Annotated in this window: 20 protein-coding genes; 11 read left to right on the top strand and 9 right to left on the bottom strand. The window is 64.9% G+C overall.

Annotated features, from left to right (window positions below):
- Positions 1–31 precede the first annotated feature (31 nt).
- Complete coding sequence (locus EJA05_RS05745) at positions 32–568, top strand: PadR family transcriptional regulator (protein WP_125857614.1); 537 nt, start codon at positions 32–34, stop codon at positions 566–568.
- Entirely contained in the window at positions 565–1,326 is a 762-nt protein-coding gene (locus EJA05_RS05740; protein ID WP_125857613.1) for a siderophore-interacting protein, read from the top strand. The genes EJA05_RS05745 and EJA05_RS05740 overlap by 4 nt, the downstream gene beginning before the upstream one ends.
- Before the next feature lie 147 nt (positions 1,327–1,473).
- Here EJA05_RS05740 and EJA05_RS05735 read toward each other — a convergent pair whose 3' ends face one another.
- Together EJA05_RS05735 and EJA05_RS05730 are read right to left on the bottom strand one after the other, a co-directional pair.
- Positions 1,474–2,100, bottom strand: coding sequence for a Pr6Pr family membrane protein (locus EJA05_RS05735; protein ID WP_125857612.1), 627 nt, complete (start codon positions 2,098–2,100; stop codon positions 1,474–1,476).
- Entirely contained in the window at positions 2,100–2,321 is a 222-nt protein-coding gene (locus EJA05_RS05730; RefSeq protein WP_110995111.1) for a VF530 family protein, read from the bottom strand. The genes EJA05_RS05735 and EJA05_RS05730 overlap by 1 nt, the downstream gene beginning before the upstream one ends.
- A 282-nt stretch (positions 2,322–2,603) precedes the next feature.
- On the opposite strand from EJA05_RS05730, the gene EJA05_RS05725 reads away from it, so the two are divergent.
- The 7 genes from EJA05_RS05725 to cmoB all read left to right on the top strand — a co-directional run bounded on the left by EJA05_RS05725 (position 2,604) and on the right by cmoB (position 13,823).
- Positions 2,604–4,646: a TonB-dependent receptor gene (locus EJA05_RS05725; RefSeq protein ID WP_125857611.1), complete on the top strand. Its 2,043-nt coding sequence runs from the start codon at positions 2,604–2,606 to the stop codon at positions 4,644–4,646.
- A gap of 470 nt (positions 4,647–5,116) precedes the next feature.
- Complete coding sequence (locus EJA05_RS05710) at positions 5,117–6,463, top strand: carbohydrate porin (protein ID WP_125857610.1); 1,347 nt, start codon at positions 5,117–5,119, stop codon at positions 6,461–6,463.
- Positions 6,464–6,493: 30 nt separating this feature from the next.
- Entirely contained in the window at positions 6,494–8,905 is a 2,412-nt protein-coding gene (locus EJA05_RS05705; RefSeq protein ID WP_125857609.1) for a glucose/quinate/shikimate family membrane-bound PQQ-dependent dehydrogenase, read from the top strand.
- Positions 8,906–9,060: 155 nt separating this feature from the next.
- Positions 9,061–11,481 (top strand): endopeptidase La, encoded by a 2,421-nt coding sequence (gene lon, locus EJA05_RS05700; protein ID WP_125857608.1) that lies wholly within the window; start codon positions 9,061–9,063, stop codon positions 11,479–11,481.
- A gap of 163 nt (positions 11,482–11,644) precedes the next feature.
- Complete coding sequence (locus EJA05_RS05695; protein ID WP_125857607.1) at positions 11,645–12,037, top strand: protease inhibitor I42 family protein; 393 nt, start codon at positions 11,645–11,647, stop codon at positions 12,035–12,037.
- An 89-nt stretch (positions 12,038–12,126) separates the two neighbouring features.
- On the top strand, positions 12,127–12,870 hold the full coding sequence (gene cmoA, locus EJA05_RS05690; RefSeq protein WP_125462821.1) for a carboxy-S-adenosyl-L-methionine synthase CmoA: 744 nt from the start codon (positions 12,127–12,129) through the stop codon (positions 12,868–12,870).
- A complete protein-coding gene (gene cmoB / locus EJA05_RS05685; protein ID WP_125857606.1) occupies positions 12,867–13,823 on the top strand; it encodes a tRNA 5-methoxyuridine(34)/uridine 5-oxyacetic acid(34) synthase CmoB in 957 nt (318 codons plus the stop codon). Before cmoA ends, cmoB begins: the two co-directional genes overlap by 4 nt.
- Positions 13,824–14,061: 238 nt before the next feature.
- Here the strand turns inward: cmoB and EJA05_RS05680 are convergent, their stop codons facing one another.
- Positions 14,062–14,265, bottom strand: coding sequence for a hypothetical protein (locus tag EJA05_RS05680; protein WP_125857605.1), 204 nt, complete (start codon positions 14,263–14,265; stop codon positions 14,062–14,064).
- A gap of 279 nt (positions 14,266–14,544) precedes the next feature.
- Between EJA05_RS05680 and EJA05_RS05675 the strand changes: the two genes are divergently transcribed.
- Positions 14,545–15,219 (top strand): heavy metal response regulator transcription factor, encoded by a 675-nt coding sequence (locus EJA05_RS05675; protein ID WP_110995102.1) that lies wholly within the window; start codon positions 14,545–14,547, stop codon positions 15,217–15,219.
- Positions 15,216–16,601: a heavy metal sensor histidine kinase gene (locus EJA05_RS05670; RefSeq protein ID WP_125857604.1), complete on the top strand. Its 1,386-nt coding sequence runs from the start codon at positions 15,216–15,218 to the stop codon at positions 16,599–16,601. Before EJA05_RS05675 ends, EJA05_RS05670 begins: the two co-directional genes overlap by 4 nt.
- Before the next feature lie 116 nt (positions 16,602–16,717).
- Here EJA05_RS05670 and pdxJ read toward each other — a convergent pair whose 3' ends face one another.
- The 6 genes from pdxJ to lepA form a co-directional block, all read right to left on the bottom strand.
- Positions 16,718–17,440, bottom strand: coding sequence for a pyridoxine 5'-phosphate synthase (gene pdxJ / locus EJA05_RS05665; protein WP_374045877.1), 723 nt, complete (start codon positions 17,438–17,440; stop codon positions 16,718–16,720).
- A 62-nt stretch (positions 17,441–17,502) separates the two neighbouring features.
- The gene (gene recO / locus EJA05_RS05660; RefSeq protein WP_125857603.1) at positions 17,503–18,186 is read right to left on the bottom strand and encodes a DNA repair protein RecO; all 684 of its coding nucleotides are present in this window, start codon (positions 18,184–18,186) and stop codon (positions 17,503–17,505) included.
- 124 nt (positions 18,187–18,310) lie between these two features.
- Positions 18,311–19,213 carry a GTPase Era gene (gene era / locus EJA05_RS05655; protein ID WP_125462816.1) on the bottom strand — a complete coding sequence of 301 codons (903 nt, stop codon included), beginning with the start codon at positions 19,211–19,213 and terminating at the stop codon, positions 18,311–18,313.
- The gene (gene rnc / locus EJA05_RS05650; RefSeq protein ID WP_110993796.1) at positions 19,206–19,895 is read right to left on the bottom strand and encodes a ribonuclease III; all 690 of its coding nucleotides are present in this window, start codon (positions 19,893–19,895) and stop codon (positions 19,206–19,208) included. The genes era and rnc overlap by 8 nt, the downstream gene beginning before the upstream one ends.
- A gap of 160 nt (positions 19,896–20,055) precedes the next feature.
- Positions 20,056–20,910: a signal peptidase I gene (gene lepB / locus EJA05_RS05645; RefSeq protein WP_125462815.1), complete on the bottom strand. Its 855-nt coding sequence runs from the start codon at positions 20,908–20,910 to the stop codon at positions 20,056–20,058.
- Positions 20,911–20,915: 5 nt separating this feature from the next.
- Positions 20,916–22,715: a translation elongation factor 4 gene (gene lepA, locus EJA05_RS05640; protein WP_125462814.1), complete on the bottom strand. Its 1,800-nt coding sequence runs from the start codon at positions 22,713–22,715 to the stop codon at positions 20,916–20,918.
- Positions 22,716–22,782: the final 67 nt, after the last annotated feature.

The following is a 22,782-nucleotide window of genomic DNA, read 5'->3' as shown; positions in this document are numbered from 1 at the left end:
GATATATCGAAACAGACGGAGCCCTTGCGCCATGCGCGACCATTCCTCCCATGACCCCTTCGAACGCCGCCCTGGCCGCGGCGAGCGCGGCCCGCGGGTATTCGCCCCGGGCGACCTGAAACTGCTGATGCTGTCGATGCTGGCCGAGCAGCCTGGCCATGGCTACGACCTGATTCGCCAGATCGAGAACCTGTTCGACGGCAGTTACAGCCCAAGCCCCGGCGTGATCTACCCAACCCTCAGCTACCTCGAAGAAGCCGAGCTGATCGGCGGCCAGGTCCAGGGCAGCAAGCGCCTTTACGCCATCACCGATGCCGGTCGCAATGCCCTGGCCGAGCAAGCAGTCGCCCTCGACGGCGTGCGCATGCGCATCGAAGTGAGCAAGCGTGCCCTGCGCGGCCATGACCGCCCCGCTGAAATCCATGAAGCCGTCGGCAACCTGCGCCACGCCCTGCACATGCACAGCGGCCGCTGGACGCCCGACGAGATCGAGCGGGTACGCACCCTGCTCAACGACACCGCCAAGGCCATCGCCTCCGGGCCGGCCGTTACGGAGAACACCCCATGAGCGACACCATCCATCGCGTCAACCACGAGATCCGCCAGCGCCGCCTCGTCGTGCTGCGGGTCACCGAGCTGACCCCGCGCATGCGCCGCGTCACCCTCGGCGGCGCCGAGCTGGCCGGTTTCACCAGCGTCGGCACGGACGATCACATCAAGCTGCTGTTTGCCTGCACGCCCGAGGAGCAGGTGGCCATCGATGCACGCAACCTGGGCCGCGACGGTGGCGCCCGGCCGACCATGCGCGAATACACGCCACGGCGCATCGACCTGCAGAACCTGGAGCTGGACATCGATTTCGTCCTGCACGGCGACGGCCCGGCGTCGACCTGGGCCGCCCAGGCCGCACCGGGGCAAACGCTGGATATCGCCGGGCCACGGGCCTCGATGGTGGTGCCGGATATTTTCGACAGCTACCTGCTGATTGGCGATGAAACGGCGATCCCGGCCATTGCGCGGCGCCTGGAAGAGCTGCCGGCGGGGCGCCAGGTGCTGGCGGTGATCCAGATCGAGGATGAACAGGAGCGCCAGCCACTGCCGAGCAAGGCGCAGGTCGAGGTGATCTGGGTGCGCCGGCATGCCGAAGACGTGCTGGAGCGGGTGAAGCACCTGGCGTTGCCAGATGGCCGGTTGTACGGCTGGGTGGCGCTGGAGAAATCCCTGACCCGCCAGGCCAAGGCGCTGCTGCAGGAGAAAGGCGTGCCCGAGGATGCCCTCAAGGCCGCTGCTTACTGGCGAGCTGACGGCACCGCCGACGACGAATAAGGTTGCCAGTACTGCATTATCGCGGGGCAAGCCCGCTCCCACGCTGTGGACTACTCCTAAGGGTTGGATTGGTGTCCAACTTCTTGGGGGCAGTCCAAGGGTGGATCAGCGTGGGAGCGGGCTTGCCCCGCGATAACACCAACAGTTTCATGAAGGCCTGCGCCACCGATCCAGCCCCAGCAATACCAGCCCGATCCCCCAGAACCCCGCCAGCACCCCCAGGGCATTGACCATCACCTGCCCATACCCCAACCGCGCCACATCGACGAAGGGATACGGATAGACCCCGATCTCATGCCCGCGCAACAGCACAAAGGCAAAATATAGCCCCGGATACAGCGCCCACACCGCAAGGTGCCACATCCGCAGTTGCCCCTTCGGCACCTCGAACCACCAATACAGAAAGAACAGCACCGGCATCACATCGTGCAGCAGCTCGTCCGCCAACCATTGCCAGCCCTGGGGTTGCCACAGGTGGCGCAACAGCAGGCTGTAGGCCAGGCCTACCAGCACGATGCTGGCGGCGATGCACGAACTGACCGCAGGTGAGAGGAACCAGCGCCTGGCCGCCGACTCGCGACCGAACGCGGCATGGCTCAATACCGTGGCCGCCAGGGTGTTGCTCAGCACGGTGAAAAAACAGAACAGGTTGACCAGCCCGCCAATCAGGCTGGCCTGCGCCTGCCAGCGCGCCAGCAGCACCAGGTACAGCTGGATCGCCAGGCCCGCCCAGCCGAGCACGGCGGCGAGCGTCAGCCAGGGGCGGCGCGGCATCAGCCTTTGCGCTGCAGCTTCACATACAGCAGCTCGACCTTCTCCCGCGCCCAGGGCGTCTTGCGCAGGAAGGTCAGGCTCGACTTGATGGTCGGGTTGCTCTTGAAGCAGCGGATATCGACGCGCTCGGCCAGGCCCTGCCATTGGTAGTGCGCCACCAGCTCGGTGAGGATCTGCTCGAGGGTCTTGCCGTGCAGCGCATTGTGTTGGGCCGTGCTCATGCCAGTGCTCCAGGTTCGGGAAGGTGCGCACCTTACACGAGTGTAGAGGGCTATGCGCGCTCCCCGTGTAGCAGCGGCCTTGTGCCGCGAAAGTGGCGCGCAGCGGCCCCTGGATCTCAGCCCACCATAAATTGCCGGGGCTGCTTTGCAGCCCTTTCGCGGCACAAGGCCGTTCCTACAGACAAATACGCCAATCCACAAAGTGCTGGCCAGTACCGAACAGCTTGTGATGAAATGTTATAAAGTAACTATTAGCATTTCTGCCAAGGAACGCCCCACCTCATGCGTCACATCCCCCTGCACCTCTCCCCCCTCGCCGTCGCGCTGTGGCTGGCCTCGCCCGCAAGCCACGCCGTCGAGCTGCAACCCCAGGTGATCACCGCCAACCCGCTGGGCAACGCGCAATTGGCCGCCCCCAGCACCGTGCTCGAAGGCGACGCGCTGCTGCAACAGCAGCACGGCAGCCTGGGCGAGACCCTGAACAAACAGCCCGGCGTGGCTTCCACCTGGTTCGGCCCCGGCGCCAGCCGCCCGGTGATCCGTGGCCTGGACGGCGACCGCATCCGCATCCTGCGCAACGGCGTCGGCGCCCTCGACGCCTCGTCGCTGTCCTATGACCACGCCGTACCGCTGGACCCGGTCACCGTAGAACGGGTCGAGATCGTGCGTGGCCCGGCCGCCTTGCTGTATGGCGGCAACGCCATCGGCGGTGTGGTCAACACCTTCGACAACCGCATCCCCGACGCGCCCATCGACGGCATCCACGGCGCCGGTGAGCTGCGCTACGGCGGCGCCGACACCACCCGCAGCAGCGCCGGCAAGCTGGAAGCCGGCAACGGCGCCTTCGCCCTGCACCTGGATGCCAACAGCCGCCAGTTCAACGACCTGCGCATCCCCGGTTATGCGCGCAGCTCGAAGGTGCGCGACGCCGACGAACCCGGCAGCAAGCACCGCCTGGAAAACAGCGACGGCCGCCAGGACGGTGGCGCAATCGGCGGCAGCTACCACTGGGACCACGGCTACACCGGCCTGTCCTACAGCCGCTACGACAGCAACTACGGCTCGGTGGCCGAGCCCGGTGTGCGCCTGGACATGCAACAGGACCACTACGGCTTCGCCTCGGAGCTGCGCGACCTCGACGGCCCGTTCAGCTCGGTCAAGGTCGATGCCGGTTACACCGACTACCAGCACCGCGAGATCGAAAGCGGCGAAGTGCATACCACCTTCAAGAACAAAGGCTACGAGGCGCGCATCGAGGCGCGGCACCAGCCGCTCGGCCCGGTCGAAGGGGTGATCGGCGCACAGATCAGCCGCAACGAATTCTCCGCCCTGGGTGAAGAGGCATTCGTCCCGCACACCGACACCGACAGCCTGGCGCTGTTCATGCTCGAACAATGGCAGGCCACGCAGCGCCTGAACCTGAGCCTGGGCGCCCGCCTGGAGCACACCCGCGTCGACCCCGATGCCAAGGGCAACGAAACCTTCGCCGCCGCCGACAGCGCCAGCAGCTTCAACGCCTTCAGCCTCTCGTCCGGCGCCGTGTACCAGCTTGACCCGGTGTGGGCGCTGGCCGCCAACCTGGGCTACACCGAGCGCGCCCCGACCTTCTACGAGCTGTACGCCAACGGCGCCCACGTCGCCACCGGCGCCTATGAAGTGGGTGACGCCAGCCTGAACAAAGAGAAGGCCATCTCCGGCGACCTGGCCCTGCGCTTCGACAATGGCACCCACAAGGGCAGTGTCGGCGTGTTCTACAGCCACTTTCGCAACTACATCGGCCTGATCGGTACCGGCAACCTGCGCGAGGGGCACGATCATGACCATGACGAAGACCATGATCATGACCATGAGCACGAAGGCTTCCCCGAGTACCAGTACCAGGGCGTGCGTGCGCGCTTCTATGGCATCGAGGCCCAGGACCGTTGGCAGTTGCTGGAGAACCGCTACGGCAGTTTCGCCCTGGAGCTTTCGGGCGATTACACCCGGGCGAAGAACCTCGACAGCGGCGAGCCACTGCCGCGCATCGCGCCTTTGCGCCTGAACAGCGGGCTGGTGTGGGAACTGGATCGCTGGCAGGCGCGGGTCGACGTGCAGCATGCCGCTTCGCAGCACCGCAAACCGGCCAATGAGACCAGCACCGAGGGTTACACCACCCTGGGTGCCAGCCTGGGTTATCGCTTCGATATCGGCCAGAGCCAGTGGCTGGCCTTTGTGCGGGGGGAGAACCTGACGGACCAGACGGTGCGTTATGCCAGTTCGATCCTGCGGGATATCGCGCCGGCGCCGGGGCGTAGTGTGGAGGTTGGTTTGCGTACCAGCTTCTGATTGGCCAGGCGAAAGATTTGCAGCGCCTAGCAGATCGAGCGCCGCCCGCGCGGCGCATCGCTGGCAAGCCAGCTCCCACATCTGTTTCGGGCCAATTATGCCTGTGAGGGTACCGCTGCCCGCCTTGGTGCCCACCTCAATACCGCGTCGTAACGACAAGGCGGACAGTGATGACCTTGCAGGAGTAACTGGCCCGAAACAAATGTGGGAGCTGGCTTGCCAGCGATGCGCCGCGCGGGCGGCGCTCGATCTCAAATACCCTACAAATCTTCCGCCAAGCCCCCAACTATTACCCGCCCAGCAACAATCCCCTGCGACATTTTGTCTTTTTTTCTTACAACTTCCCCTATATCCTCCCCGCCGCAAGCTGAATCGCTTCACTGAATACCTTTCGCAGCCTTTTCCCTTCGATGCTCCCACGCCTCGTTGCGCTTGCCGTTTCTTCAACAATCAAAAGATAGCGCTATCTCATGCTCCAGTTGCCCACTACCCGCTACGCCGGACTCGCCTTTGCCACCCTGCTCGGCAGCCTGTCCCCCACCACCAGCGCCAGCGAACTGTTCGCCAAGGACTCCCCCTGGATGCTCGGCGACTGGGGCGGCACCCGCACCGATCTGCTGGAAAAGGGCTACGACTTCACCCTCGGCTACACCGGCGAGATGGGCAGCAACCTGCACGGTGGCTACAGCCACGACCGCGCCGCACGCTACAGCGACCAGTTCACCTTCGGCGTGAACATGGACCTGCAGAAGATCCTCGGCTGGCATGACACCGAGGTCCAGCTGACCGTCACCGAACGCCACGGCGACAACATCAGCAACGACCGCATCAACGACCCACGCGTCGGCGGCTTCACCTCGGCCCAGGAAGTCTGGGGCCGCGGCGAAACCTGGCGGCTGACGCAGATGTGGATCAAGCAGAAGTACTTCGACGGCGCGCTTGATGTGAAATTCGGCCGCTTCGGCGAAGGCGAAGACTTCAACAGCTTCCCCTGCGACTTCCAGAACCTGGCGTTCTGCGGCTCGCAGGTCGGCAACTGGGTGGGCGGCATCTGGTACAACTGGCCGGTCAGCCAGTGGGCGCTGCGCGTGCGCTACAACCTCAACGACGAACTCTATGCCCAGGTCGGCGTATTCGAGCAGAACCCGTCCAACCTCGAATCGGGGAACGGCTTCAAGCTCAGCGGCAGCGGCACGCAAGGTGCGGTGATGCCGGTCGAACTGGTGTGGAGCCCGCGGCTCAATGGCCTGAAAGGGGAATATCGCGCCGGCTACTACTACAGTAATGCCAAGGCACAGGATGTTCTGAAGGACAGCAACGGCGCCCCGGCCGCCATCAGCGGCGCCGCCTACCGCAGCAGTTCGAGCAAGCACGGCCTGTGGCTCGGCGTGCAGCAGCAGGTGACCGCGCAGGCGTCCGACCAGTCGCGTGGCCTGAGCCTGTTCGCCAATGCCACGGTGCACGACAAGAAGACCAATGCCATCGACAACTATGTACAGGCAGGTGTGGTTTACAAAGGGCCGTTCGACGCCCGCGCCAAGGACGACATCGGTTTCGCCCTGGCCCGTGTGCACGTCAACCCCGGCTATCGCAAGAACGCCCGCCTCATCAACCAGGCCGCCGGTCTCTACGACTACGACAACCCTGGCTACCTGCCCGTGCAGGACACCGAATACAGCGCCGAACTCTATTACGGCATCCACCTGGCCAACTGGCTCACCGTGCGCCCGAACCTGCAGTACATCCGCCACCCGGGCGGCGTGTCGCACGTCGATGACGCGCTGATCGGTGGCCTGAAGATCCAGAGCACTTTCTAACCCCCCCTTCCACTCTACGGAGAACAGACGATGAGCACTGACGGTGCCAACAATGGAACCCGCTGGCTACCGCGCCTGATGGGCGTGCTGCTGTTGCTGATGGGCCTGGCCCTGCTGGCCGGCGGCATCAAGCTGAGCCAGCTGGGTGGCTCGCTTTACTACCTGATCGCCGGGATCGGCTTTGCCCTGTCCGGCATCCTGCTGCTGGCCAAGCGCCGCATCGCCCTGGGCCTGTACGGCCTGGTGCTGCTGGGCAGCACGGTCTGGGCCCTGCTGGAAGTCGGCCTGGATTGGTGGCAGCTGGTGCCACGCCTGGCCATCTGGTTCGCCATCGGCGTAGTGCTGCTGCTGCCGTGGGCGCGTCGCCCGCTGATCGGCCCGGCTTCCAGGATCAACACCGCCCTGCTCAGCCTGGCCGTGGTAGCTTCCGGTGCCACCGCCGTGGCCAGCCAGTTCACCCACCCGGGCGAAATCCGTGGCGCGTTCACCCGCGACGACAGCGAAATGGGCAGCGCCGCACCGGCCATGCCGGACGGTGAATGGCAGGCCTACGGCCGTACCGAGCACGGCGACCGCTATTCGCCGCTGCGCCAGATCACCCCGCAGAACGCCTACCGCCTGGAAGAAGCCTGGCGCATCCGCACCGGTGACCTGCCGACCGAGAACGACCCGGTCGAGCTGACCAACCAGAACACCCCGCTGAAAGTGAACGGCATGCTCTATGCCTGCACCGCCCACAGCAGGCTGCTGGCCCTGGACCCGGACACCGGCGCCGAAATCTGGCGCTTCGACCCGCAGGTCAAGAGCCCTACCGGCACCTTCAAGGGCTTCGCCCACATGACCTGCCGTGGCGTCTCCTACTACGACGAGAACAGCTACGTCAGCCGTGACGGCAGCCCCGCGCCGAAAATCACCGACGCCGGCCAAGCCGTGGCCCAGGCCTGCCCGCGCCGCCTCTACCTGCCGACCGCCGACGCCCGCCTGATCGCCATTAACGCCGACAACGGCAAGGTCTGCGAAGGCTTCGCCAACCAGGGCGTGATCGACCTGACCCGCGGCATCGGCCCGTTCACCGCCGGTGGCTACTACTCCACCTCGCCGGCGGCGATCACCCGCAGCCTGGTGATCATCGGCGGCCACGTGACCGACAACGAGTCGACCAACGAGCCGTCCGGGGTGATCCGCGCCTATGACGTGCACGACGGGCACCTGGTATGGAACTGGGACAGCAACAACCCGGACGACACCAAGCCCCTGGCCGACGGCAAGTTCTACAGCCGCAATTCGGCCAACATGTGGTCGATCGCCAGCGTCGATGAAGACCTCGGCATGATCTACCTGCCGCTGGGCAACCAGACCCCCGACCAGTGGGGCGCCGACCGCACCCCGGGCGCCGAGAAGTACAGCGCCGGCATCGTCGCCCTGGACCTGGCCACCGGCAAGGCGCGCTGGAACTACCAGTTCACCCACCATGACCTGTGGGACATGGACGTCGGCAGCCAGCCGACCCTGGTCCACCTGAAGACCGACGATGGCGTCAAGCCCGCGGTCATCGTGCCGACCAAGCAAGGCAGCCTGTATGTGCTCGACCGCCGCGACGGCACGCCGATCGTGCCGATCCGCGAGATCCCGGTACCGCAAGGCGCGGTCAAGGGCGACCACACCGCACCGACCCAGGCCCGCTCCGACCTCAACCTGCTCGGCCCCGACCTGACCGAACAGGCCATGTGGGGCGCCACGCCGTTCGACCAGATGCTCTGCCGCATCCAGTTCCGCAGCCTGCGCTACGAAGGCCAGTACACCCCGCCGTCCGAGCAGGGCAGCCTGGTCTACCCGGGCAACGTCGGCGTGTTCAACTGGGGCAGCGTGTCGGTCGACCCGGTGCGCCAGCTGCTGTTCACCTCGCCCAACTACATGGCCTTCGTGTCGAAGATGGTGCCGCGTGAGCAGGTTGCCGAAGGCAGCAAGCGCGAAAGTGAGACCAGCGGCGTGCAGCCGAACACCGGCGCGCCGTATGCCGTGACCATGCACCCGTTCATGTCGCCGCTGGGCGTGCCGTGCCAGGCCCCGGCCTGGGGCTATGTGGCCGCCATCGACCTGTTCACCAACAAAGTGGTGTGGAAGCACAAGAACGGCACCACCCGTGACAGCACCCCGGTACCGATCGGCATGCCGGTGGGCGTACCGAGCATGGGCGGCTCGATCGTCACCGCCGGTGGCGTGGGCTTCCTCAGCGGCACCCTGGACCAGTACCTGCGCGCCTATGACGTGAAGAACGGTGAAGAGCTGTGGAAAGCCCGCCTGCCGGCAGGCGGCCAGGCCACGCCGATGACCTACACCGGCAAGGACGGCAAGCAGTACGTGCTGGTGACCGCCGGCGGCCATGGCTCGCTGGGCACCCGCATGGGCGATTACATCATCGCTTACAAACTCGCGGAGTAAGCTGCAAGCCTCAAGTTGCAAGCTGCAAGAGAACGTCGAACCAGCCCGGTCGCGCTTTTCTCTTGCAGCTTGAAGCTTGTGGCTAGAAGCTCAATGCTTGAAACCCATCCCTCCCCGCCCCATCTAAGCACCATAGCCATTCACGCAGGTGCCCCATGAGCGACCAGCAGGATTTCCCGGACCGCCCCGACGAACACAGCGAAGTCGAACACCCCGACCACGCCACCGGCGCCGGCCACCATCTCGCCCTGCCCGGCCAGCAACTGCCGGACAAGGTCTACGTGATCCCGATCCACAATCGCCCGTTCTTCCCCGCGCAAGTGCTGCCGGTGATCGTCAATGAAGAGCCCTGGGCCGAAACCCTCGACCTGGTGGCCAAGACCCCGCACCACTCGCTGGCGCTGTTCTTCATGGACACCCCGGCCGAAGACCACCGCCACTTCGACACCAAGGCCCTGCCCCAGTACGGCACCCTGGTGAAGGTGCATCACGCCAGCCGCGAAGGCGGCAAGCTGCAGTTCGTCGCCCAGGGCCTGACCCGGGTGCGCATCCGCACCTGGCTCAAGCATCACCGCCCGCCCTACCTGGTCGAAGTCGAATACCCGCACCAGCCGGCGCAGCCCACCGATGAGGTGAAGGCCTACGGCATGGCGCTGATCAACGCGATCAAGGAGCTGCTGCCGCTCAACCCGCTGTACAGCGAAGAGCTGAAGAACTACCTCAACCGCTTCAGCCCCAACGACCCGTCGCCGCTCACCGATTTCGCCGCCGCGCTCACCTCCGCCACCGGCAGCCAGCTGCAGGAAGTGCTGGACTGCGTGCCCATGCTCAAACGCATGGAGAAAGTGCTGCCGATGCTGCGCAAGGAAGTTGAAGTCGCGCACCTGCAGAACGAGATTTCCGCCGAGGTGAACCGGCAGATCGGTGAGCACCAGCGCGAATTCTTCCTCAAGGAACAGCTCAAGGTCATCCAGCAGGAGCTGGGCCTGACCAAGGACGACCGCAGCGCCGATGTCGAGCAGTTCCAGCAACGCCTGCAGGACAAGACCCTGCCCGAGCAGGCGAAAAAACGCATCGATGAAGAGATGGGCAAGCTGGCCATCCTCGAAACCGGCTCGCCGGAATACGCCGTCACCCGCAACTACCTGGACTGGGCCACCGCCCTGCCCTGGGGCGTGTATGGCGACGACAAGCTCGACCTTGCCCACGCCCGCAAGGTGCTGGACCGCCACCACGCCGGGCTCGATGACATCAAGGAACGCATCCTCGAATTCCTCGCCGTGGGCGCCTGGAAAGGCGAGATCAGCGGCTCGATCGTGTTGCTGGTGGGCCCGCCCGGGGTGGGCAAGACCAGCATCGGCAAGTCCATCGCCGAATCCCTCGGCCGGCCGTTCTACCGCTTCAGCGTCGGCGGCATGCGCGACGAGGCCGAGATCAAGGGCCACCGCCGCACCTACATCGGCGCCCAGCCGGGCAAGCTGGTGCAGGCGCTGAAGGAGGTCGAGGTGATGAACCCGGTGATCATGCTCGATGAGATCGACAAGATGGGCCAAAGCTACCAGGGCGACCCCGCCTCGGCGCTGCTGGAAACCCTCGACCCCGAGCAGAACGTCGATTTCCTCGACCACTACCTGGACCTGCGCCTGGACCTGTCCAAAGTGCTGTTCGTCTGCACCGCCAACACCCTGGACTCGATCCCCGGGCCGTTGCTCGACCGCATGGAAGTGATCCGCCTGTCCGGCTACATCACCGAAGAAAAACTGGCCATCGCCAAGCGCCACCTGTGGCCCAAGCAGCTGGAAAAGGCCGGTGTCTCGAAGAGCAGCCTGAGCATCAGCGACAGCGCCCTGCGAACGGTGATCGAGGGCTATGCCCGCGAGGCTGGCGTGCGCCAGCTGGAGAAACAACTGGGCAAGCTGGTGCGCAAGGCGGTGGTCAAGCTGTTGGAAGACCCGGGCGCCAAACTGAAGATCGGCAACAAGGAGCTCGAGCCAGCCCTCGGCATGCCGGTGTTCCGCAGCGAACAGGTGCTGGCCGGCAAGGGCGTGATCACCGGCCTGGCCTGGACCAGCATGGGCGGCGCCACCCTGCCGATCGAGGCCACGTGCATCCACACCCTCAACCGCGGCCTCAAGCTTACCGGCCAGTTGGGGGATGTGATGAAGGAGTCGGCAGAAATCGCCTACAGCTATGTCAGCTCCAACCTGAAGCAGTACGGTGGCACGCCAGGCTTCTTCAACGAGGCCTTCATTCACCTGCACGTGCCCGAAGGCGCCACCCCCAAGGATGGCCCCAGCGCTGGTGTGACCATGGCCAGCGCGCTGTTGTCGCTGGCCCGTGACCAGGTACCGAAGAAAGGCGTGGCCATGACCGGCGAGTTGACCCTGACCGGGCAGGTGCTGCCGATTGGCGGCGTGCGCGAGAAGGTGATTGCCGCGCGCCGGCAGAAAATCTTCGAGCTGATCCTGCCCGAGGCCAACCGTGGCGATTTCGCCGAGTTGCCGGAGTATCTGAAGGAAGGGCTGACCGTGCACTTCGCCAAGCGCTTTGCCGACGTGGCGAAAGTGTTGTTCTGACCGATCCCGATCGCGGGGCAAGTCGCATCGGCGCACCGCCGCTCCCACAGGTCATGGCACCTGTGGGAGCGGCGGTGCGCCGATGCGACTTGCCCCGCGATGAGGCCGGCACAGGCAGCACAACTTCGGTTATCCTCTGGCAACTTCAGCCTCAGGAGCCAACATGACCCTCCCTCGTCTGCTCGTTCCCCTGGGCCTCGCCCTGCTCACCGCCTGTGCGCAACAGCCGCAACGCAACGTCGAACTGGACGCCGAAAGCGAATGCCCGACGCGCCTGCAGGTTGGCCAGACCATGACCCTCACCCTGCCCAGCAACCCCAGCACCGGTTACCGCTGGCTGTTGCAGAACCCGGCCCCGGAAATCCTCCGGGTCCTCGGCCCCGAGGTCTACAGCACCCCCGAGGAAGCCGGTATCGTCGGCAGCGGCGGGACCTCCACCTGGCGCTTCCAGGCCAAGGCCGCCGGCGAGGGCCACCTGATCCTGGTCTACCAGCAGCCCTGGGCCCCGGAAGTGCGCCCGGTGCAGACCTTCGATTGCGCCATTCGGGTCAAGTGAGCCAGCAGCGCCGGTCAGCCAGTCATGCAAGCTTGCCGTGGTTTGGCTAGAATGCCGCCCCTGTAGATTGCCAGCCGCCCGGACCCTTCGTGAGCAAACAACCCGACCGCCTTTTCGCCCAGCCCCTGGAGCAGGTACCCGACTTCGTTTTCAACGAGGACGTGGTGCAAGTGTTCCCGGACATGATCAAGCGCTCGGTGCCCGGTTACCCGACCATCGTCGAGAACCTCGGCGTGCTGGCCGCGCGCTTCGCCCAGCCGAATACAGCGCTGTACGACCTCGGCGCCTCGCTGGGCGCGGTGACCCAGGCCCTGCGCCGGCATGTGCGCACCGAGGGTTGCCGGGTGATTGCCGTGGACAACTCCGCGGCCATGGTCGAGCGCTGCCGCCAGTACCTCACGGCCCAGGATTCGATGTTCCAGGAGCTGTTGCCGGTACAGGTGCTGGAGGCCGACATCCTGTCGTTGCCGTTCGAGCCCGCCTCGGTGGTGGCGATGAACTTCACCCTGCAGTTCATCGCCCCCGAACAGCGCCTGGAGTTGCTCGGCCGTATTCGCCAGGCGCTGCTGCCGGGCGGTGCGCTGATCCTCTCGGAAAAGCTGCGCTTCGCCGACGACCAGCAACAGCAACTGCTCAACGACCTGCACCTGGACTTCAAGCGGGCCAATGGCTACAGCGAACTGGAAATCGCCCAGAAGCGCAGCGCCATCGAAAACGTGATGAAGCCCGATACGTTGGAAACCCATGCCGAGCGCCTGCGCGCCGCCGGCTTCTCCAAGGTCGTGCCCTGGTTCCAATGCCTTAACTTCGCCTCGCTGATAGCCCTGCCATGATCGATCTGTCCCCCCTCGTCCGCCGCCTGGCGGGCACGCCTCTCGCCACCTGGTCCCAAGGCCTGCAGGCACAACTGCAAACCAAGCTGGAAAAGGGCCACGGCGACCTCGACCGCTGGCGCGGCGCGCTCGAAGCGCTGCCACGACTGACGCCAAGCGAGATCGACCTGGTCGACGGCCTGCGCCTGGACTGCGACTGCGACGACGCCACCCGGGAGCAGATGCGCCAGGCCTTGATGGGGTTGTCGCCTTGGCGCAAGGGGCCGTTCGACCTGTTCGGCGTGCACGTCGACACCGAATGGCGCTCGGACTGGAAATGGTCGCGGGTCGGCCCGCACCTGGACCTTAAGGGCAAGCGCGTACTCGATGTGGGTTGCGGCAACGGCTACTACCAGTGGCGCATGCTCGGCGCCGGTGCCGACATGGTCATCGGGGTCGACCCCAACTGGCTGTTCTTCTGCCAGTTCCAGGCGGTGCAGCAGTACCTGCCGGACTTGCCGGCCTGGCACCTGCCGTTTGCCCTGGAGGAGCTGCCGGCCAACCTGGAAGGTTTCGACACGGTGTTCTCCATGGGCGTGTTCTACCACCGCCGTTCGCCCATCGAGCACCTGCTGGCGCTCAAGGACTGCCTGGTGAAAGGTGGCGAGTTGGTGCTGGAAACCCTGGTGATCGAGGGCGATGAAAACCAGGTGCTGGTGCCCGAGGACCGTTATGCGCAGATGCGCAACGTGTGGTTCCTGCCGTCGGTGCCGGCGCTGGAGCGCTGGCTGCGCCGCGCGGGGTTCAGCGATGTGCGCTGCGTCGATGTCAGCGTTACCAGCGTCGAGGAGCAGCGCAGCACCGAGTGGATGCGCTACCAGTCGCTGGGCGACTTCCTCGACCCGAACGACCACGGCAAGACCGTCGAAGGCCTGCCGGCCCCGCGCCGCGCCACGCTGCTGGCGCGCAAATAAAAAAGGCGCCCTGAAAGGGTAATGCCAGACAGTTAGCGCTTCATCGCACTTGTTGGGGCTGCTTTGCAGCCCTTCGCGGGTAAACCCGCTCCCACAGGATCTCGATGCCCTGTGGGAGCGAGTTTACTCGCGAAGGGTCGCGCAGCGACCCCAATTGGCTTGACTGACTGGCATTACCCTGAAGGGGCGCCTGAATACACCCGCGGCGAGGAGCTGTCGCGGCGCAGGTGGCGGTCACTCAATCCTTGGCCAACTCGCGGGCCTTCTCTTCGGCTTTGCGCTCACGCTCGGCCATGGCCTCTTGCTTGTCGCCGTACAGGCGTGCCTGGTCCTCGCGGAACGCCTGCCAGAACTGCTTCGAACGCTCCGCGCCACCCTCGGCGAAAACGCTGGTGCTGCCCAGGGCGAGGATCGCCAGCAGCAGGTATTTGCTCAGGTTCATCGTGCTTGCCTCGTGATAACCGTATCGACAGGGCCATCATCGCAAGGGGCAGCTAACGCCAAGGTGAGCAGGACATTACAGTCTTGCAAGGCGGCCCCTTCGCGGGGCAAGCCCGCTCCCACGAAATCAATGGACCAGGCCTGTCACGCACATGACCCGCGTATTACAAATCCGTTATCCCCGCCGTTTACCCATTCGCATCCAGTAACATCCTCACCGCTTGACCCTGATGTCACTACAGGGTCGAGAATCGCCCCCTTTCCGTAACCCGAGCCCACCATGCGCCTACTGATCATCGAGGACGAACCCCGTACCGCCGACTACCTGCAGCAAGGCCTGCGCGAGAACGGCTACGTGGTCGACTGCGCCCATACCGGCACCGACGGCTTGCACCTGGCCCGCCAGCAGCCCTACGACCTGGTGATCCTCGACGTCAACCTGCCGGAGCTCGATGGCTGGAGCGTGCTGCAGCGCCTGCGCGCCGAGTCGTCCACCCGGATCATGATGCTCACCGCCCACGGCCGCCTTGCCGATCGGGTCAAGGGCCTCGACCTGGGCGCCGACGACTACCTGCTCAAACCCTTCGAATTCCCCGAGCTGCTGGCACGCATCCGCAGCCTGCTGCGGCGCAACGATCAGCGCCTGCAACCAAGCACCCTGAAGGTCGCCGACCTTGAGCTCGACCCCGGCCGCCACCGCGCCTTTCGCGGCGGCCAGCGCATCGACCTGACCGCCAAGGAGTTCGCCCTGCTGCACCTGCTGATGCGCCAGAGCGGCGAAGTGCTGTCGCGCACGCAGATCATTTCGCTGGTGTGGGACATGAACTTCGATTGCGACACCAACGTGGTCGAGGTGTCGATCCGCCGCCTGCGGGCGAAGATCGACGACCCCTTCGAGGACAAGCTGATCCACACCCTGCGTGGCGTCGGCTATGTGCTCGAGGCGCGGGCGTGAAGCGCGCCACCCTGTCGCTGCGCCTCGGCCTGACCGTCACCCTGATGGGCGCAGCCTTGGTGCTGCTGCTGGCCACCCTGGCGGTGTTCGCCCTCGACCACGAGCTGGACAGCCGTGCGCGCAAGGACCTGGCGCGCAAGATGCTGCAGGTCGAGCACAACCTGCGGGTGGACCTGCGCAGCGACGACCTGGGCACCCGCGCCCACCCACTGCTCGACCTGGTGATGGGCCACGACAACCTGAGCCTCAGCGTCATGGCCACCAGCGGCCGTCACCCAGCCCTGCTCAGCCTTGGCCCCGCCCTGCAATCCCGGCACCTGCTGGAAATGGCCGCAAGCCCCCGGCTGGTGTTCCACGAATGGCGCGACGATCAAGGCAACGAGGTGCTCACCGCCAGCCGCCTGATGCTGCTGCGCGACGACACCCCGGTGAATGTGCTGATGTCGCTCAACCGCGGCGACGACAACGCCCTGCTGCAGGCCTACCTGCATTCAACCCTGCTCGCCTTGCCGCTGCTGCTGCTGCTGATCGGCATCGCTGCCTGGAAGCTGGTGCAGCGCGACCTGCGCCCGCTGCGTCACTTTCGCCGCATCGCCGGGCAAGTGTCGGCCCAGGACCTCGACCACCGCTTGCCGGTGGAGGGCCTGCCGACCGAGCTGGCCGACCTGGCCCGGGCCATCAACGTCATGCTCGACCGCCTCGATCAGGGGGTGCGCCAGTTGTCGCAGTTCTCCGACGACCTGGCCCACGAACTGCGCACGCCGATCGGCAACCTGATGGGCAAGGCCCAGGTGACCCTGGCCCGCGAGCGCGATGGCGACAAGTACCGTGAAGCGCTGGAGGACAGTGTCGAGGAGCTGACCCGGCTCAACCGCATCATCAACGACATGCTGTTCCTCGCCCAGGTCAGCCAGCCGCAGAGCCAGGTTGCGCTGCAGCCGGTGGCACTGGCTGACGAGGTGGCCCGGGTGAGTGAGCTGTTTGCCTTCAGCGCCGAGCTCAAGGGCATCACCCTGGAACTGCAAGGCTGGGGCACGGCTCGGGCGGATAGGCTGATGTTCCAGCGGGCGCTGTCGAACTTGCTGAGCAATGCGATCCGGCATAGCCCGCAAGCGCAAAAGGTGGCCGTGGGGATCGAGCGGCTGGGCGATGAAGTCGGGGTCTGGGTGGAAAACCAGGGGGCTGGCATTGGCGAGGCGCATCTGCCGCACCTGTTCGAGCGTTTCTACCGGGCTGGCAGCGGGCGGTCACGTCTTGAGGGCGGGACCGGGCTGGGGTTGGCGATCGTGAAGTCGATCATGCAGTTGCATGGGGGGCGGGTTGAGGTGCGTAGCCAGGCCGAAGGGCCGACCCGTTTCACCCTGTTGTTTCAGAGCCAATAGCGGTTTCACCTGCACTGGCCAATCGCCGGCAAGCCGGCTCCCACAGGTACAGCGCAAGACTTGAGGCTAGCGCTAAAACTGTGGGAGCCGGCTTGCCGGCGATTGGCCCGCGAAGTTCAGCGCGAAGCGGCGACGATCAGCGCTTTCATCTCGGCCACGGCGGCCTTGAAGCCGACGAACAGCGCATGGGCCACCAGCGCATGGCCGATGTTCAGCTCGTTGATGCCCTTGATCGCGGCAACGGCTTCGACGTTGTGGTAATGCAGCCCGTGGCCTGCGTTGACGATCAGCCCCTGGCCAATACCGAACGCCACGCCATCGACGATGCGCTTGAGCTCTTCGGCCACCTCGGTCGGCGTCTCGGCATCCGCGTAACGGCCAGTGTGCAGTTCGATGGCCGGTGCACCCACCCGACGCGAGGCCTCGATCTGGCGCTCGTCGGCATCGATGAACAGCGACACTTCGGCGCCGGTGCGCGACAGGCGCTCGACCGCGGCCTTGATCCGCGCCTCCTGGCCGGCCACGTCCAGGCCACCTTCGGTGGTCAGCTCCTGACGGGTTTCCGGGACCAGGCAGATATGCGCCGGGCGGATCTTCTCGGCGAACAGCATCATCTCTTCGGTGACGCCCATCTCGAAGTTCATGCGGGTCTGCAGCACGTCCTTGAGCACCAGCACATCGCGCTCCTGGATGTGCCGGCGGTCTTCACGCAGGTGCACGGTGATGCCGTCGGCGCCCGCTTCCTCGGCATCCAGCGCGGCCTTGACCGGGTCTGGATAGCGGGTGCCCCGGGCCTGGCGCAAGGTCGCCACGTGGTCGATGTTGACGCCGAGAAGCATGCGGTTGCTGTGAGTCACGAAGGGGCACTCCTGAAAGTTGAGGGCCACAGCATACGTGCTGATCAGCGCTTGCGAAACAGTTCCCGGCTGACCAGTGGCTTGGGCCCCAGGTGCACCGCCAGGGCCTGGCGCATCAGGCGCTTGGCGGCGAGCAAGGCGCCGGGGGCGTCCCAGTCGGCCTGGGCCAGGGCCTGCAACTCGGTCCCCTTGAACAACCCGGGCTGGAACAGCTCGACCCGTTGCAGGCCGGCATCCACCTGCAGGCGATACAGGCCCTCGGCGACGACCGGGTCGTCATTCACGTCGTGCTCCAGCGAGAAGGCGTAACCCAGCTCGTCCAGCAACCGCCATTCGAACGAGCGCAGCAGCGGCTCCAGCGGTCGGCCGGCGGCCAGGGCTTGCAGGGTCAGGGTGTAATGCTCGAACAGCGCTGGCTGCGGTGCCTCGGCGGGCAACAGGCGCATCAGCAGTTCGTTGAGGTAGAGGCCGCTGAACAGCGCATCGCCATGCAGCCAGGCCGCGATGCCGTTGCTGTCCAGGCGCCATACGGTCTTCAGCTCACCACGTCCGCGCAGTTCCACTTCCAGTGGCACGAACGGCCGCACCTGGCTGCCGCCCTTGCCCCGCGCACGGCGCAGTACCGCACGCACCCGCCCCTGGGGCGTGAGGAAATCCACCAGGGCGCTGGTTTCCTTGTAGGGGCGGCTGTGCAGCACGTACGCCGGCTGGGGGGTGGGTTGGTCCATACGCTATCTCTGAGGGCCATATGCACCTGTGGGAGCGGGTTTACCCGCGAAAGCGTCAGTGAATCCACTATCGCATTCGCGGGTAAACCCGCTCCCACAGGGAAAGCAGGTGTGCCTGGGAGGCTTACAGGTCGCCGTAGCCCAGCGAACGCAGGGCACGCTCGTCGTCGGACCAGCCGCCTTTGACCTTGACCCAGAGGTTGAGCATCACCTTGGCGTCGAACAGCGTTTCCATGTCCTTGCGCGCGTCGGAGCCGATGCGTTTGATGCGCTCGCCCTTGTCGCCGATGATGATCTTCTTCTGGCCGTCACGCTCGACCAGGATCAGCGCATGGATGTGCAGCACATGGCCCTGCTGCTTGAATTCCTCGATCTCCACGGTGATCTGGTACGGCAGCTCCGCGCCCAGCTGGCGCATGATCTTCTCGCGCACCAGCTCGGCGGCGAGGAAGCGGCTGCTGCGGTCGGTGATCTGGTCTTCCGGAAAGAAGTGGTCGTTTTCCGGCAGGTGCTTGGCGATCAGCGCTTCCAGCGACTCGAGGTTGTGCCCCTGCTGGGCCGAGATCGGCACGATCTCGGCATTCGGCAGCTGCTCTTGCAGCCACTGCAGGTGCGGGATCAGGTCGCCCTTCTCGTCCATGCGGTCGGTCTTGTTGACCGCCAGGATCACCGGGCCGGTCACGTACTGAACGCGCTCGAGCACCAGCTGGTCCTCATCGGTCCAGCGGGTGCGGTCAACCACGAAGATCACCACGTCGACATCTTTCAAGGCCGCCGAGGCGTTGCGGTTCATGTAGCGGTTGAGCGCCTTGTCGTTCGCCTTGTGCATGCCGGGGGTGTCGACGTAGATCGCCTGCACATCACCTTCGGTCTTGATGCCGAGCATGTTGTGGCGGGTGGTCTGCGGCTTGCGCGAGGTGATCGCCAGCTTCTGCCCGAGGATGTGGTTGAGCAGCGTCGACTTGCCGACGTTGGGGCGGCCGACGATGGCGACATAGCCGCAGCGGGTCGAAGTGTTCTCAGTCATTGCCATTCTCCACGCCCAGGGCGATCAATGCGGCGGCGGCGGCGACCTGTTCGGCAATACGCCGGCTTACGCCCTGGCCACGGCTTTTCTTGTTCAGCAGGACCACTTCGCATTCGACGAGGAAGGTCCGGCAGTGCGGTTCGCCCTGGATGTCCACCACTTCGTAACGTGGCAGCTCGCAGGCTCGCGACTGCAGAAACTCCTGCAGGCGGGTCTTGGGGTCTTTGTTGGTGTCGACCAGGGTCAGGCCTTCGAACTCGTCGGTCAGCCAGGCCAGGATGCGCTCGCGCGCAGTCTGCATGTCGGCGTCCTGGTAGATGGCGCCGATGAGCGCTTCGAGGGCGTCGGCGAGGATCGACTCGCGGCGGAAACCGCCGCTCTTGAGCTCGCCAGAGCCCAGGCGCAGGTACTCGCCAAGGTCGAAGCCACGGGCCAGGCGGGCCAGGGTTTCACCCTTGACCAGGCGCGCTCGCAGGCGCGACAGCTGGCCTTCCCGGGCCTGCGGGAAGCGCTCGAACAGCGCTTCGCCGACCACGAAGTTGAGAATGGCATCGCCAAGGAATTCCAGGCGCTCGTTGTTGCGCCCGGCATAACTGCGATGGGTCAGGGCCAGCAGCATCTGGTCCTGATCCTTGAAGGTGTAGCCGAGCTTGCGCTCCAGGCGGGCAAGGGAAGCACTCATGGGGCCACCCGTACAATGTTCAACGCGTTGTTCAAATCAACATCCTGAAAGACGGTTTGGCTGTGGTCCGGCATCAAAATGGCGAAACCTCTCATTCCCTGAGAACACAGCCTATGTCAGAAAAGCAATCGGCGCTGTCCGCAGACAGCGCCGTCGATACTTAGTGGATCAGGCCGACCCGCGACAGGTTGGGCAGGTGGCTGAGTTTCGGCTCAGGCCAGCTCATCCAAACGGCGAATGCCTTGCCGACGATGTTCCGGTCAGGGACCATGCCGTGCAGCTCTTTGGGGATGTTCGGATCATCCCAGTAGCGGCTGTCGTTGGAGTTGTCGCGGTTGTCACCCATCATGAAGTAATGCCCGGCCGGCACGGTCCATTGCTGGTCCGGCGGCATGCGGTAGCGGGTCATTTCCTTGCGGATCAGGTGCTCGACTTCACCGAGTTTTTCCTTGTACAGCTCGGCGCTGCCCAAGGTCCCCGGCTCGCTGCCGACCAGTTGCTCGGCAACCGCCTGGCCATTGACGAACAGGCGCTTGTCGTTGGTGTAGCGGATCTGGTCGCCCGGCAGGCCGATCACCCGCTTGATGTAGTTGACGTTCGGGTCGCTGGGGTAGCGGAACACCATGACATCGCCGCGCTGCGGGTCACCGACTTCGATGACTTTCTTGTCGATCACCGGCAGGCGGATGCCGTAGGAGAACTTGTTCACCAGGATGAAGTCGCCCACTTCCAGGGTCGGTTTCATCGAACCCGACGGGATCTGGAACGGCTCAACCAGGAACGAGCGCAGCACCAGCACGATGAACAGCACCGGGAAGAACGACTTGCCGTACTCGACCAGCAACGGCTCCTTGTTCAGGCGTTCGACCACGGCCATTTCTGGCTGGCTGACGCTGCCCTGGTAGTTGGCGATCGCCGCACGCCGGCGCGGGGCCAGGAACAGCAGGTCGATCAGACCCAACAGGCCGCAGACGGCAACGGCGATGACGAGCAACAGCGGGAAATTTAGCGACATAGGACCTAGCTATCCAACCTGAGCACGGCGAGGAAGGCTTCCTGTGGAATTTCCACGTTACCGACCTGTTTCATGCGTTTCTTACCGGCCTTCTGCTTCTCCAGCAGCTTCTTCTTACGGCTCACGTCGCCACCGTAGCACTTGGCCAGTACGTTCTTTCTGAGCGCCTTGACGGTTGTCCGCGCAATGATCTGGCCGCCAATGGCTGCCTGGATCGCCACGTCGAACATCTGCCGAGGGATCAGCTCCTTCATCTTCTCGGTCAACGCACGGCCTTTGTAGGCGGCGTTGTCGCGGTGCACGATCAGTGCCAGGGCATCGACCTTGTCACCGTTGATCAGCACGTCCAGCTTGACCAGGTTGGCCGACTGGTAGCGGTCGAAATGATAGTCCAGCGAGGCGTAGCCGCGGCTGGTGGACTTGAGGCGGTCGAAGAAGTCCAGCACCACTTCGTTCATCGGCAGGTCGTAGCGCACCTGCACCTGGCTGCCGAGGAACTGCATGTCGCGCTGCACGCCACGCTTCTCGATGCACAGGGTGATGACGTTGCCCAGGTGTTCCTGGGGTACCAGGATGGTGGCGGTGACGATCGGTTCGCGGAAATCGGCGACCGACGACACGTCCGGCAACTTCGACGGGTTGTCGACAACGATGGTTTCGCCGGTCTTGAGCTCCAGCTCGTAGATCACGCTTGGCGCGGTGGTGATCAGGTCCAGGTCGTATTCGCGCTCCAGGCGCTCCTGGATGATCTCCATGTGCAGCATGCCGAGGAAGCCGCAACGGAAGCCGAAGCCCAGGGCGTCGGAGCTTTCCGGCATGTATTGCAGCGACGAGTCGTTCAGGGTGAGCTTCTGCAGCGCGTCACGGAAGTCTTCGAAATCGTCGGAGCTGACCGGGAACAGGCCGGCGTAGACCTGTGGCTGGATTTTCTTGAAGCCTGCGAGCACTTCGACCTCTGGGGTCGAGGACAGGGTCAGGGTGTCACCGACTGGCGCACCATGGATGTCCTTGATGCTGGCGATGATGAAGCCCACTTCACCGGCTTTGAGGTCGGCGGTCTGGGTGTGCTTGGGCGTGAACACGCCGACGCTGTCGACCAGGTGCACCTTGCCGGTGGACTTGACCAGGATCTTGTCGCCTTTCTTGACGCGGCCCTGGCGCACGCGCACCAACGAGACAACGCCCAGGTAGTTGTCGAACCAGGAGTCGATGATCAGCGCCTGCAGCGGCGCGTCGATCTCGCCTTGCGGCGCGGGGATGGTCTGCACCAGGCGCTCGAGCACCTCGTCCACGCCCATGCCGCTCTTGGCGCTGCAGGCCACGGCGTCGGTGGCGTCGATGCCGATGATCTTCTCGATCTCGTCCTTGACGCGGTCCGGGTCGGCCTGGGGCAGGTCCATCTTGTTCAGAACCGGCATTACCTCGAGGCCTTGCTCGATGGCGGTGTAGCAGTTGGCGACGGACTGGGCTTCTACGCCCTGGCCAGCATCCACCACCAGCAGTGCACCCTCGCACGCTGCCAGCGAACGCGAAACTTCATAGGTGAAGTCAACGTGGCCGGGGGTGTCGATGAAGTTCAGCTGGTAGGTTTTACCGTCCTGCGCCTTGTAGTGCAGGGTGACGCTGTGGGCCTTGATGGTGATCCCGCGCTCGCGCTCCAGGTCCATGGAATCGAGGACCTGGGCCTCCATTTCGCGCGCCGTCAGGCCACCGCACATCTGGATGAAACGGTCGGCCAGCGTCGACTTGCCATGGTCGATGTGGGCGATGATGGAGAAATTGCGGATATGACTCAAATCACTCACGGGTCAACACTCGAAAAGGCTGCGAGCCGGACGCCCGCCGAAAAATAGCCGGGAATTGTACCTCAAG

Origin of the sequence: Pseudomonas oryziphila (genome assembly GCF_003940825.1) — a bacterium.
GTDB classification, from domain to species: Bacteria; Pseudomonadota; Gammaproteobacteria; order Pseudomonadales; family Pseudomonadaceae; genus Aquipseudomonas; species Aquipseudomonas sichuanensis.
Note: the sequence above shows the minus strand (reverse complement) of the source record. Positions and strands in the feature narration are given on the sequence as shown.